Annotated in this window: 11 protein-coding genes; 3 read left to right on the top strand and 8 right to left on the bottom strand. The window is 74.7% G+C overall.

What is annotated here, in order from left to right:
• Nucleotides 1-115 precede the first annotated feature (115 nt).
• The gene (locus ACYP53_RS25240) at nucleotides 116-2323 is read left to right on the top strand and encodes a HelD family protein (protein ID WP_459649075.1); all 2208 of its coding nucleotides are present in this window, start codon (nucleotides 116-118) and stop codon (nucleotides 2321-2323) included.
• 61 nt (nucleotides 2324-2384) lie between these two features.
• Here the strand turns inward: ACYP53_RS25240 and ACYP53_RS25235 are convergent, their stop codons facing one another.
• The 5 genes from ACYP53_RS25235 to ACYP53_RS25215 all read right to left on the bottom strand — a co-directional run bounded on the left by ACYP53_RS25235 (nucleotide 2385) and on the right by ACYP53_RS25215 (nucleotide 7248).
• Nucleotides 2385-2963 (bottom strand): phosphatase PAP2 family protein, encoded by a 579-nt coding sequence (locus ACYP53_RS25235; RefSeq protein WP_459649074.1) that lies wholly within the window; start codon nucleotides 2961-2963, stop codon nucleotides 2385-2387.
• Nucleotides 2956-4458: a diacylglycerol/lipid kinase family protein gene (locus ACYP53_RS25230; protein WP_459649073.1), complete on the bottom strand. Its 1503-nt coding sequence runs from the start codon at nucleotides 4456-4458 to the stop codon at nucleotides 2956-2958. The genes ACYP53_RS25235 and ACYP53_RS25230 overlap by 8 nt, the downstream gene beginning before the upstream one ends.
• A 356-nt stretch (nucleotides 4459-4814) precedes the next feature.
• Nucleotides 4815-5657: a universal stress protein gene (locus tag ACYP53_RS25225; protein ID WP_459649072.1), complete on the bottom strand. Its 843-nt coding sequence runs from the start codon at nucleotides 5655-5657 to the stop codon at nucleotides 4815-4817.
• Nucleotides 5654-5854, bottom strand: coding sequence for a hypothetical protein (locus ACYP53_RS25220; protein WP_459649071.1), 201 nt, complete (start codon nucleotides 5852-5854; stop codon nucleotides 5654-5656). Before ACYP53_RS25220 ends, ACYP53_RS25225 begins: the two co-directional genes overlap by 4 nt.
• Nucleotides 5855-5949: 95 nt before the next feature.
• Nucleotides 5950-7248 (bottom strand): SGNH/GDSL hydrolase family protein, encoded by a 1299-nt coding sequence (locus ACYP53_RS25215; protein WP_459649070.1) that lies wholly within the window; start codon nucleotides 7246-7248, stop codon nucleotides 5950-5952.
• 144 nt (nucleotides 7249-7392) lie between these two features.
• Between ACYP53_RS25215 and ACYP53_RS25210 the strand changes: the two genes are divergently transcribed.
• Nucleotides 7393-8556 (top strand): multinuclear nonheme iron-dependent oxidase, encoded by a 1164-nt coding sequence (locus tag ACYP53_RS25210; RefSeq protein ID WP_459649069.1) that lies wholly within the window; start codon nucleotides 7393-7395, stop codon nucleotides 8554-8556.
• 109 nt (nucleotides 8557-8665) lie between these two features.
• Nucleotides 8666-8953 carry a DUF6059 family protein gene (locus tag ACYP53_RS25205; protein ID WP_459649068.1) on the top strand — a complete coding sequence of 96 codons (288 nt, stop codon included), beginning with the start codon at nucleotides 8666-8668 and terminating at the stop codon, nucleotides 8951-8953.
• Between the two features lie 90 nt (nucleotides 8954-9043).
• On the opposite strand, the gene ACYP53_RS25200 is transcribed toward ACYP53_RS25205, so the two are convergent.
• From ACYP53_RS25200 to ACYP53_RS25190, 3 genes are all read right to left on the bottom strand, one after another.
• Nucleotides 9044-9991 carry an SDR family NAD(P)-dependent oxidoreductase gene (locus tag ACYP53_RS25200; protein WP_459649067.1) on the bottom strand — a complete coding sequence of 316 codons (948 nt, stop codon included), beginning with the start codon at nucleotides 9989-9991 and terminating at the stop codon, nucleotides 9044-9046.
• Entirely contained in the window at nucleotides 9991-10791 is an 801-nt protein-coding gene (locus ACYP53_RS25195) for an AfsR/SARP family transcriptional regulator (RefSeq protein ID WP_268256617.1), read from the bottom strand. Before ACYP53_RS25195 ends, ACYP53_RS25200 begins: the two co-directional genes overlap by 1 nt.
• A gap of 275 nt (nucleotides 10792-11066) precedes the next feature.
• A complete protein-coding gene (locus ACYP53_RS25190; protein ID WP_459649066.1) occupies nucleotides 11067-12755 on the bottom strand; it encodes an MDR family MFS transporter in 1689 nt (562 codons plus the stop codon).
• Between the last annotated feature and the right edge of the window lie 32 nt (nucleotides 12756-12787).

The raw sequence follows: 12787 nt of genomic DNA, 5'->3' as shown, positions 1-12787 counted from the left end.
CCTCTCGGCGGTCACCGCCATCCCAAAAAGCATAACCGAGTTAGATTTTTTACTAGGTTCAGTTATGCTGGATGGTGAGCCACACGGTGATCCCGTTGCGAGGGAAGGGATGCGGATGATGACCTCGGAAGCCCATCAGGCGGTGCCGGAAGCCCGGCCGCTCGACGACGAGCTGCGCCGGGAGCGGGCCTACGTCGAGACCTGCCGGGCGGCGATGGCCCGGCAGGTCGAGGACGCGGGCCACCAGGTTGTCGCCGGAGAGGACGTCTCCGGCGACGGTGCCAGCGCGGAGGCGCTCGGCCGGTACCTGCGCACGCGCGCCAAGCGGATGAAGGAGCTGCCGGAGAGCCCGTCCTTCTTCGGCCGGCTCGACTTCGCCGACACGGCCGAGGCCGGGGACCACCGACGGCAGCGCTACTACGTGGGCCGCCAGCGGATCTCCGAGGACCCGACGGTGCCGCCGCTGGTCGTCGACTGGCGGGCCCCGGTCTCCCGGGCGTTCTACCAGGCGAGCGCCCACGCACCGCACGGGCTCGCGCGCCGCCGCCGGTTCGGCTGGGCACCGTGGAGTCTCGGCCGGCCCGAGGAGCTCACCGGACTGGAGGACGAGCCCCTCGATGCTGCCGGGGCCGGTGCCGGGGCCGGGGCCGGGGCCGGACCGGACGCCGGCCCCGGGGCAGGCGCGGCGGGCGGCGGTCGGGGCGGGAACGGCCCGGGCGGCATCCTCGCCGCCGAGATCGAACGGCCACGCACCGGCCCGATGCGGGACATCGTCGCCACCATCCAGCCGGAGCAGGACGAGCTGGTGCGGGGCGGGCTGAGCGAGTCCGTCTGCGTGCAGGGCGCCCCCGGCAGCGGCAAGACCGCCGTCGGCCTGCACCGCGCCGCGTACCTGCTCTACAGCTTCCCGCAGCGGATCCGGCGCGGCGGCCTGCTGGTGATCGGCCCCAACCGCACCTTCCTCCGCTACATCGCCGAAGTCCTGCCCGCGCTCGGCGAGATCGACGTCACCCAGTGCACCGTCGAGGACCTCGTCGCCGGCCGACCGGTCACCGCGACCGACGACGACCGGGCCTCCGCGGTCAAACAGGACGCGCGGATGGCGACCGTACTGCGCCGGGCGCTCTACGGGCGGATCAGGGCGGAAGGCTCGGAGCCGCTCGTCGTGCCCGACGGTTCCTACCGCTGGCGGGTGTCGCCGGACCGGCTCGACCGGCTGGTCGCCGAACTGCGCGAGCAGGCGCCCCCGTACGCGGTCGGACGGGAGAGCCTGCGCACCCGCGTGGTCGCCGAGCTGCAGGACCAGGCCGAGCGGCGGGCCGGCGTGATGCCCGGCGCCTGGACGCGGAAGACCGGCCGCTGCAAACCGGTCGCGGCCTTCCTGGAAGCCGCCTGGCCCACCCTGCGGCCCGAAGCCGTGGTCACCGCGCTGCTCGGCGACCCAGCCGTGCTCGCCGAGGCCGCCGACGGGGTGCTGACCCCCGAGGAGCAGGCGGCGGTCCTGTGGCGCCGGCCGCCGCGCTCGGAGAAGAGCGCGAAGTGGTCCGAGCACGACCTGATGCTCCTCGACGAGGTGGCCGGCCTGATCGAGCGCCCGGCCGGCTTCGGCCACGTCGTCGTCGACGAGGCGCAGGACCTCTCCCCGATGCAGTGCCGGGCGATCGCCCGGCGCAGCGCCTTCGGCTCCCTCACCGTCCTCGGCGACCTCGCCCAGGCCACCGCGCCGTGGGCCGCCCGCAGCTGGCCCGAGCAGCTCGCCCACCTCGGCAAGCCGGAAGCCGCCGTGGTGCCGCTGACCACCGGCTTCCGCGTCCCGGCCGCGGTGATGGCGCTCGCGAACACGGTGCTCGGGGCGCTGGACGTGGACGTGCCGCAGGCCGTCTCGCTGCGAAGGGACGGCGAGTTGACGGTGCGGCGGGTCGACGGGGCGGGGCCGGGCGGCGGTGGCGACGGGGTCGACGGGGGTGGCGCGGCGGGCCTGGGCGGCGCCGCGGTGACGGCGGTGCGGACGGCGCTGGAGCGCGAGGGCTCGATCGCGGTGATCACGGCGGACGGCACGGTGGCGCGGACCACCGAGGCCCTGCGCGCCGCCGGCATCGAGCCGGCCACGGCCGAGCAGGTCGGCACCACGGCCCGGGTGAGCGTGCTGCCCGCCACGCTCGTCAAGGGCCTGGAGTACGACCACGTGGTCGTCCTGGAGCCGGCCGAGATCGTCGAAGCCGAACCGCGCGGCCTCCACCGGCTCTACGTCGTGGTGACCCGGGCCGTCTCGCGGCTGGACATCCTGCACTCCCGGCCGCTGCCCGCACCGCTGGGCGGCTGACCGTACCGGCCGACGCGCGGGGAGAGCACCGAACCGCTCGCCGGGCCGTTCACCGGGCCGGTCACCGGTCGGCGAGCCGCAGCGGAACGTGCACGACGGCCAGCGCCGCCACCGCCGCCGCGAAACCGAGGACCGCGCCCGCCGCGACATCGCCCGGGTAGTGCACACCCGTGTGGACCCGGGAGTAGCCGACCGCCACCGCCAGCGCCCCGAGCGGCGCCGCCGCCACGGGCAGCACCACGCCGACGGCCGTCGCGAAGGCCGTCGCCGACGCCGTGTGCCCCGACGGGAAGGACGCCGACTCCGGCATCGGCACCTGCCGCGCCACGATCACCCGGGCACGCTCCCGGTCCGGCCTGCGTCGGTGGACCATCCGCTTGCCGAACAGGTTCGCCGCCACCGAGGCCAGCGCGACGGCCGTGACCCCGACCACCGCCGCCTCCCGGGGCCGACCGGGCACCAGGGCCAGGCCCGCGGCGACGGTCAGCGAGATCTTCGAGCGGTCGGCCGCGCGGGACAGCCGGCGCAAGGCCGGGTCCAGGGCCGGGGTGGGGGTGGCGGCCACGGCCGCGTACAGCGCCCCGTCGACCGCCCGCAGATCGGCGAGGACGCCCGCCGGGGGGATGTTCCGCTCAGCCACAGGTCCGCCCCCCGGGCTCCCGCTCGGCCGGCTCCCGTTCGGTCGACTCCCGCTCGGCCGGCTCCGGTCCGCCGCGGCCGAAGGCCAGCGTGGCCAGCTGCCGCCAGTCCACCCGGGGCGTGGCCGACGCGACGCCAGGCCGGTCGCGCGGCACCAGCACCCGCAGCGCCCCCGGGCGCATCGTGCAGACCACCGGTGTGGGCATCCGCAACGCCTCGCCGTCCACGGCCACCGCGATCTCCCGCTCCCCGGACGCCACCTCGACCCGCCGCGCGGTCAGCACGGTCAGCCCGGTCGACTGCGAGCCCCGGACGGCCAGGTCCGCGGCCTGCGCCGCACCCTCCACCCGGACGCCCAGCACGCCCAGTTCACCGCTGTCGAGCCGAGGCCGGCGGCCACCGCCGTCCAGGCCGTCGGGGGAGCCGTACGGATTGTTGCTGACCAGTAGCGCCTGCTGGGCCGAGAGCGAGGCGGGCGCGGTGCCGTCGACCGTGGCGTCGACCCGCCGCACCCCCTCGCCGACCAGCAGGTCCGGCAGGAGGTTGAGCATGGTGCCCGCCTTGTCGTCGCGGTACTCGGGGCGCTGCACGATGTCCGCGTACACCCCGAAGGACACGGTGTTGACGAAGGCCCGGCCCGCGACCTCGCCGAGGTCGACCCGCAGCTCCTCGCCGTCGGTCAACGCGTCCAGGCAGCGCGAAGGGTCGTCCCGGTCGAGGCCGAGGTCCATCGCGAAGTGGTTGCGGGTGCCGGCGGAGACCACCAGGAACGGCAGACCGTGCTCGGCCGCGACCGCCGCGACCAGGGCCTGCGTGCCGTCGCCGCCCGCGACACCGAGCAGGTCCGCGCCGTCGGCCACCGCCTCGCGGGCGAGCTCGGCGACATCGGCGGGAGCCTCCGGGTCGAGCAGCACCACCCGGGCACCGAGCCGCTCCGCCCGCTCGACCAGCCCGAAACGGCCGACCTTCCCGCCGCCGGACTTCGGGTTCATGATCAGCACCGGCTGTCGGGGCCGCGGCGCGGAGGCCGTCCGTTCCGCCCTGGCCGGACGCGCCCGGCGCAGCGCCGCCCGGCCCAGGGCCAGGGCCGCGCCCCAGCAGAACACCAGCAGCAGCGCCGTCGGCCACAGGTCGTGGCGGGCGAACAGCACCACGACGCCGACGGGCGCCGCGACCGCGAGGAACGCCCCGATCAGTCGCACCGGACCGCGGTGCGCCAGGAACCACCAGACACCGGCCGCCCAGACCACCAGCTCCAGGAAGCCGAACACCACCACTTCCAGGCCCCCGTCGCCCAGCGCGAGCAGCAGCACCACCACGGCGCCGGCCGCCGCCAGCAGCGCGCACCGCGCGAGCACCCGCGCGGACCCGCCGCCCGCCGGACCGGCCTGCCGCGTTCCGTCGATGTCGTCCTCCCTGAGCCGTGTCCCCCGCCGGTCGCCGCCGCGCGGCCCGGTCCGTGCCAGCAGCCTGCGCACTCCCGCCGCCGGAGGCATCCCGGCCAGTCTGTCCGGGTGAGCCCCGTTCCGGCCACGCGAACCGCCGACGGGGTTCCGGGGCGGGCGCTGGTGAGGGGCGGGGCGCGGCAGGCGGGGCTGGAAGGGGGTGGGCCCAAGGCGGGGCGGGGCCCGAGGCTGTGGCGGGCTCAATGAGGGGTGGGGCAGACGGGCCGGGAGGGGGTGGGTGGCCGCGGGGGCCCGAGGAGGGGTGGGGCCGAGGCCGCGGCGAGGGCAGGCGGGCCGGGAGGGACAGGGCCCGAGGCTGGGGCGGGCCCGGGGAGGGGGGTGGGCACGTAGCCGTGGCGGGCCCGAAGCGGGCCGGGTGCCTCCGGCGTGGTGGGGCCGGTGCGGGCTCAGTCGTGGGGGACGAGGGCGACGGGGCAGTGGACGTGGTGGATGGCGGCGTGGGCGACGGGGCCCAGGTGGGTGCCGAGGAGGGTGCGGCGGACGCGGCGGCCGAGGACGAGCAGGCGGGCGTCCGCGGCGGCGTCGACGAGGGTGACGGTGGCGCTGCCGCGGATCAGGTCGGTGGTCACGTCGACTTCGGGGCGGCGGGCGAGCCAGGGGGCCAGGAGGTCGGTGAAGCGGGTCCGCTCGACGGAGGAGAGTTCGGTCTGCAGGCCGCCGATGGCGTCGAAGGCCATGTACTCGCTGCCGACCGGCGGCGACCAGACGTGGACGGCGCGCAGCGGGGCGGAGCGCCGGGCGGCGGCCTCGAAGGCGAAGGCGAGGACGTCGTCCATCGGGTGGGCGAGGTCGAGGCCGACCAGCACGGGGCCGTCCGGTTCCTCCTCGCCGGCCCGGACCAGCACCACGGGGCAGCCGGCCCGGCGCAGCACCTCCTGGCTGACCGAGCCGACCAGGAAGCCGCGGACGGCGCCGAGGCCGCGGGAGCCGAGCACGAGCAGGTCGGCCCGGTCGGCGGCGTCCTCCAGGGCTTCGGCGGGGGCGGCGGCGACGTGCACGGAGGTCACCGGGACCTCGACGGTGGCGCGCAGTTCGGCTTCGCGGGCGGAGAGCAGTTCGACGGAGCGCTGGCGGGTGCCCGCGCCGCCGGTGGTGTCCCGTTTCGGCCACGGCCAGGCCTGGAGGAGTTCCAGCGGGCAGTCGCGGCGCTGCGCCTCGTGGGCGGCCCAGGTGCTGGCGGCGACGCTCTCGGGGGAGCCGTCGAAGCCGACGACGACGGGTCCGGTCATGGTCGGCCGCCTCGTCCGCGGAGGGTGTCGAGCGCGGGGTCGCCGGCGCCGGGGGTCTTCCCGCGCTTCTCGCGCGGGGTCGACCGGACGTCGCGGGTCGACCGGGCGCCGAAGCCCTGGTCCTTGAGCGCCGCGGTGACCGCCTCCACCGCCTGGGTGGAGGGGCGGTCGAGCCGTACACCGATGCCGTGGTCCATGGTTCCTCCCGGGGGCGGGGGTCGCGGCCCCAGTATCGGGGTCCGCGGCGGCCGCCGCCTCCCGGGTCGGGCGGCCGCCGTCGGGCCGGTCCGGTTCAGCTCAGGGCGTCGAGGTCGATGCTGTCGGCGACGGCCCGGTAGCCGAGGGGGCTGGGGTGGAGGTGGTCACCGCTGTGGTAGCCGTCCGGGATGGCGCCGGTGCTGTCGGGGTCGATCGCCCGGTCGAAGTCGGCCACCCCGTCGTACGTGCCCGAGCCGCGGATCCAGTCGTTGAGGTCGCGGCGCAGCCGGTCGGCCTCGGGGGTCCAGAAGGGGGCGCCGCCGAAGGGCATCAGGGTGGCGCCGACGGCCTTGACGCCGCGGGCGTGGGCGGCGCGGACGAGGGCGCGGTGGGCGTCGATCAGTCGCTGGAGGGTGACGGGCGGGTCGTCGCGGTCGACGCCGCAGATCTGGTCGCCGGTGCGGAGGATGTCGTTCATGCCGTGGGAGACGATCACCGTGCCGACGTTCGGCTGGTCGAGCACGTCGCGCCGGAAGCGGGACAGGGCGCTGTCCCCGGCGCAGGCGGAGTCGGCGAGCAGCTTGTTGGAGCCGATGCCGGCGTTGAGCACGGGGTGGGGCAGGCCGGCGGCGGTCAGCCGTTCGGCGAGCAGGTCGGGGTAGCGGTCGTCGCCGTCGACGGTGGCGCCGAAGCCGTCCGTGGTGGACTCGCCGAAGGCCACCACGGCCTTCCCGGCCGGCCGCCCGCCGGTGACCTCGATGCCGTCCAGGTAGTACCAGGAGCCGAAGCCGGGGCGGACGGCGTCGGTGAACGCGGCCGGGCCGGGGTCGCCGCGGTGGTCGCCGTCGGCGCGGTAGGTCGTGGTCATGGAGACCTGGTGGTAGGTGGCGGGGCCGGTGGGGCCGTCGAAGTAGAGGGTCAGCGCCAGGCGGTCGAGGGCGGCCACCGGGAGCGCGACCGGGTCGCTGAGGACCTCTCCGCCGGGCGGCACGGTGACCGAGTCGCGGTGGTCGAAGCGCAGCGGGCGCAGCGTGCCGGGGAGGACGGCCGCGCCGTCGGCGGCCCGGCCGACGTCGGCGCCGGTCAGCCGAAGCGGGGTGGTGCCGTAGGCGTTGGAGAGCCGGAACCGGACCCGGGAGCCGCCCGCGCTGAGCCGCACCACCTGCCGCACCGACTGGTGGTCGAAGCCCGCTACGGCCCAGGTCGCGAACCAGGGCGCGGCGGAGGGCCGCATCATCGGCGCGGACCACGCGCCCGACCAGCGCTGCGGGTGCGCGGCGACGGTGGTGGCGGGGGCGGCCGCGGCGGGGAGGGCGGAGGCGGCGATCGACAGTGCGGTCAGGGCGGCGACGGACGCGGCGCGGGTGAGCGGGTGGCGGGTCCTTGCGGGCATCGGTGGCTTCCTCGGGTCGGTGATGGCTGACGGGTTCACAGGCCTTGACCCCTCCCGGCGCGGGAATGTGACACGGCCGCACCTCGGAGCAGCACGCGGCGACACGAGGCAGCGCGCACCGAGCCCGCCGAGCTGCAGGAGGCGGTGGAACTGCACGTCTGCATGGGGCTGAACGCGTGCAAGGGCCACGGCCGCGACACGTCGGGCGAGATGGCCGGCATGGGCGAGTGCGCCACCGTGTTCCACGTCTGTCACGGCGCCAACGAGTGCCGTGCGCAGGGTGGTTGCGGCTACTCGGGGTCGGAAGCGGAGCAGGCCGTGCCGGGCGACCAGAACTGCCGCTGGAACGGCAGCTGCGCCAGTCCGATCAACGAGAGCCGGGTGCACGGCCACGCCGATCTGGGCACCCACGTCATCGACACCCACGACCAGCCGGTCGCCCAACCCGTGTGGGAGCTCTACACCTTGGCGACCTCGCTGACCGGTCCGGTGCCGACCCTGCTCGAATGGGACGACCGCATCCCGCCGTTGCCGGACCTGCTCGCCGAGCTGGACAAGGCGCGACAGCGGACCGCGGCGGGCAGGCTGCGGGCGCGGTGGTCCGTGGCTAGCGGGGCGGCGCCGGGTGAGGCGCAGCGCCGGCTCCAACGGGCGATCCTGGCCGGGCAGTCGGCCGGGCAGTCGGCCGGGATCATCCGGGAAGCCGACGAACTGCTCGATCCTGCGGCGAAATTGACGCCATATCAGTGCCTGGAGGTCTATTGCCGGGGCTACCGGCTGCGGTTGCTGGAGGCGATGCGCGGACTCCCCGGCCTGGACGAGATGCCGCACTACATCAAGTTCAAGCGGATCGCGGACGGCGTCGAACCGATCGGCCCGGTCCGGCCGCTGCCCACGGACCCGAAGGCCGGCCTGTACGGCGAGGACGAGGCGGCCACCAGCATCAACACCCTCTTCAACGCGGTGTACTGCTACGTGCTGCACATGCTCGACGTCATCTACCGGACCTCGCGCGGCGACGTGAAGCCGGGCGCCACCAGCCCGCGCTACCACTACGAGCGGACCTTCATGTCGGCCATGCAGGGCATCCTCGTCACCCTGGCGGAGACCATGGCCGCCCTCCAGGTGCACGGCTCCCTGCCGATGGTCGTGCACGCGGGGCCGAGCTTCGAGTTCCACCGGCTGCCGGCGACCGGGAAGAAGCAGTACCTCCTGCGGCTGTGCGACGCGGCGATGGCCCACTTCCCGCATCTCGGCGGCGACAACAGCGTGCGCCGGCTGATCGGCAAGCTGCCCGACGCGGTGTGAGGGCGGCGCACCGGCGCCGGAAAGTCGCCGCATCCTCCAGGACGGCTTGAAGCGGTCCGGAAACACTGGCCGCCCCCGCGCTGGACGGGACGGCCGACAGGAGGCGGGCGTGATCGCTCTGTGGACGGTTCTGAGGGGCCTGGGTGCCCTGGTGGGGTGGCTCTGGTCGGGGTTGCAGCTGCTCGGCGGGGCGGACATGTACGAGGCCGCCACGCGGGCCGCCGCGGCCCCGGCACCTGTGCCGGAGCCGCGGCGGCTGCGCGGGCCCGCGCCGGGGCACCCCGAGCGGCTCTGCCCGGAGGTGCCCCTGAGCGCGGTGGAGTCGCGGTTGAGCCGGGAGCTCGCCCGGCTCCCGGAGCCGCCCGGTCGGGGTGAGGGCCGGCGGTCGGCTGGTTGAGCGGGTCACCCGGGGTGGTCGGTCCGCAGTGACCGGGTCCGCGGTGACCGGGCCCGTGTGGTGGGCCGGGGGTGGCCGGCCCGGGGTCGGTCAGCCCACGCCCACCAGCGCGGCGGAGACGTCCCAGAGGCGTGCGGCGCGTTCCGGGTCGAGCGCCTCCGGCAGGTAGCCGCGGGGCGGGCCCTGGCCGTCCCACGGTTCGGCGAGCGCGCAGTCCTCGAGGTAGGCCCCGCCGGTCCCGGCCAGTTCCGGGGCGACCGCCGCCCACACCGGGGTGGCCGCGCCCTGGGCGGCCGTGCGCAGCCGCGGGTTGGGCGTGCCGTCGGGCCCGACCAGGCCCACCGCCAGCTTGGTCTCGGCACTGAGGTGGCGCTGGAGGCCGGTGAGGGCGGCGCCGGGGCTGACGGTGTTGGCGAGCACGCCGTCCGCCCGGTGCCGGCCGGTGAGGGCGACGGCGAACAGGGCGTTGGCGGTCTTGGACTGGGCGTAGGCGAGGTACGGGTCGTACGGGCGGTGCTCGAAGTGCGGGTCGTCGAGGTCGAGTCCGCCCAGGTGGTGCGAGCTGGAGCCGACCACGACGACCCGGGCGTGCCCGGCCGAGCGCAGGGCGGGCAACAGCCGGACGGTGAGGGCGAAGTGGCCGAGGTGGTTGACGCCGAGGTGGGTCTCGAAGCCGTCGGCGGTGCGGCCGGGGGGCAGCCCCATGACGCCGGCGTTGGCGATCAACAGGTGGACGGGGTCGCGCTGTTCGAGCAGGGCGTCGGCGAACTCGCGGACCGAGCGCAGGGAGCCGAGGTCCAGGGCGGCGACGGTGACGGCCTGGTTCCCGGTGCTCTTGCGCAGGTCGGCCGCGGCGGCCCCGGCGGCGCGGGGGTCGCGGGCGCCGATGACCACCCGGGCGCCGGCCAGGGCGAGCGCGCGGACGGTCTCCAGGCCGATGCCCGAGGCGCCGCCGGTGACGACGGCGGTGCGCCCGGTCAGGTCGTGCCCGGCGACGACGTCCAGCGCGGTCGGCGCGGGCGGGGTGAGGATCGTCATCAGCCTCTCCTCGCCCCGGAGACGGCGGGCACCCGCTGGACCGCCGGCCCGTCCACCCGCAGCACCTGCTGGTGGACGCGCTGGAGTTCCGCGGACGGGTCGAGCCCGAGCTCCTCGCCGAGCAGGCGCCGCACCCGCTGGTAGGCGTGCAGGGCGTCGCCGCGCCGGCCCGAGCGGTTCAGCGCGAGGATCAGTTGGGTGTGGAACCACTCGTTGAAGGGGTAGGCGGACACCAGGGTCTGGAGCTCGGCGACGAGCTCGCGGTGGCGTCCGAGTTCCATGTCGGTGCGGACCCTGGCCTCCAGGGCGCTGATCCGCCGTTCTTCCAGGTGGGTGGCGTAACTGGCCAGCACCGGACCGCAGGTGACGTTGGACAGGGCCGGGCCGCGCCACATCGCCAGGGCGTCCTCGAGGAGTCCGGCGGCCCGCAGGGGTTCGCCGTCCTCGGTGAGCAGCCGGGCCTCCTCGACCAGCCGGTCGAACCGGGGGGCGTCGAGCTGGCGTTCGTCGATCCGCAGCACGTAGCCGGGCAGGACGGTGGAGATCATGTGTCCGGCCGCCTCCTCGCCGACCTCGGCGGCGAAGGCCTTGCGGAGCTGGTAGATGTACGTCTGCGCGGTGGTGACCGCGCTCCTCGGCGGGCGGTCGTCCCAGAGCTCGGTGATGATCGAGTCGAGGCTCACCACCTGGTTGACCCTGAGGAGCAGCAGGGCCAGCAACTGTCGGGTCTTCGGAGGACTCGGGGTCCGCGAACAACCCAGGTGGTTTACCTCCAGTGGTCCCAGTACCTTGAAATCCATGGGAAGCTCCTCGCCGGTCGGCTGAATCCTCATGAACGCGGGTGGCCGGCCCCTTGTGGCGGCCGGCCTGTGATCAGGACCCTAGAAGCGTTGTCCGGGATCGCTCAAGGCGATTGCCCCCAATGGAGCGCCGGACACCCACCTTCGGGGTATCCGGCGATGTCACTGAAGAGAGATGGCGCGCGGCGCGGTCGCTGTGCGGTCGCCCGTACGGGGGTGACGGGCGGGGCACCGTGCGACCGCGCCGCGGCCGGCTTGCTGGAGTTGACGGTGCGTCAGGAGTGACGCTGCGTCAATCCTCCTTCCCTGCCGCCGGGTTGGGCCGGGAACTCGGCCGTTCCGATCGGATGGACGGTCGCGGTGCCGTGGCCGTCGCCGGGGGCGCCGGGCCCGCTCTCGCCGTCCTCCTCGTCCTCGTCGAGGTCCAGGTGGGCGAACTCGCCCAGCGGGACGCTCTGGTCGAGGTGGACGTTCTTGAGGAAGGCGGAGAGGATCAGCACGCCGATCATGACCGGGGTGAGCCAGAAGAAGACGTCGGTCAGGGCGTCGCTGAAGGCCAGTCGCAGGCCGTCCCGGACCGCCGCGGGGAGGGCGTTGACCACCGTCGGCGACACCGAGCCGTCCGACGGAACGGCCGCGACCTGGGCGGGCGTCAGGTGCTTGGCGAGACCGTGCTCGTACTGGTGGGCGAAGAGGGCGCCGAGCGCGGCGAGGCCGATCGAGCCGCCGATGCGCTGGGAGAACGCCGCGGTCGCGGTGCCGACGCCGAGGTCCCGGCGTTCGACGGTGACCTGCACGGCGATCACCAGGGGCTGCATCATCAGGCCGAGGCCGGCGCCGAGGATGGTGACGTAAACGGCGAGCAGCCACCAGCCGGTGTGCTCGTTCATCGTGGAGAGCAGGAACATGGTGAGCGCGCCGATCACGGCACCCAGCATGGGGGACCACTTGTAGCGCTCGGTCTTGGTGATCATGTTGCCGCCGATCACGGACGAGAACATCAGGCCGACCATCAGCGGCAGGGTCAGCAAGCCGGTGTTGGTCGCGGTGATGCCCGTGACCAGCTGGAGGAACATCGGGATGAAGGTGGCCAGGCCGTTGACCGCGGTGAAGACCAGCATGCTGGCCAGGCAGGCGAACACCACCGTGCGGACGGTGAACAGCCGTAGCGGGATCAACGGGTCGGGGGCGTACCGTTCGGCGACGACGAAGGCGGCGATGCAGACCGCCATGCCGGCGAACAGTCCGAGGATGGTGGTCGAGGACCAGGCGTACTTGGTGCCGCCCCACGAGGTGGCGAGCACCAGGCAGGTCAGCGCGCCGGCCAGGGTGACGAACCCGGGGTAGTCGATCTTCCCGCCGCGGTGGCGCACCGGCAGCTTGAGCGCGGTACTGGCCACGACCAGCGCGACCAGGCCGAGCGGCAGGTTGATGTAGAAGACCCAGCGCCAGGTGGTGTGGTCGACGAAGTACCCGCCGATCAGCGGCCCGGCCACCGAGGACAGGCCGAGCACGGCGCCGTACAGGCCCATGTACTTGCCGCGTTCACGGGTGGGCACGATGTCGGCGATGATCGTCAGGGTCAGCACCATGAGGCCGCCGGCGCCCACGCCCTGGATCGCCCGGAAGGCGATGAGCTGGAAGATCGACTGGGCGGCGCCCGCCAGGGCCGAACCGGTGAGGAAGGCGACCAGGGCGAACAGGTAGAGCTTGCGCCGTCCGTAGAGGTCGGCGAGCTTCCCGTACATGGGCGTGGAGATGCCCGACGCGAGGATGTAGGCGGTGAACAGCCACGAGGTGTACTTGAGGCCGTGCAGATCCCCGACGATCGCGGGCAGCGCGGTGGCGACCACGGTCTGGTCCAGCGCTCCGAGGGACATGGACAGTAACAGGGCCGTCATGACGACGACCAGTTGGCGGCGGCTCAGGGGACTCCGGGCGGCGTCGCCAGCTGTTGGTGGCACGGGTGGCTCCTTGGTGCGGCTGGTCACGGGTA

Source organism: Kitasatospora sp. Ki12 (genome assembly GCF_054601375.1).
Note: the sequence above shows the minus strand (reverse complement) of the source record. Positions and strands in the feature narration are given on the sequence as shown.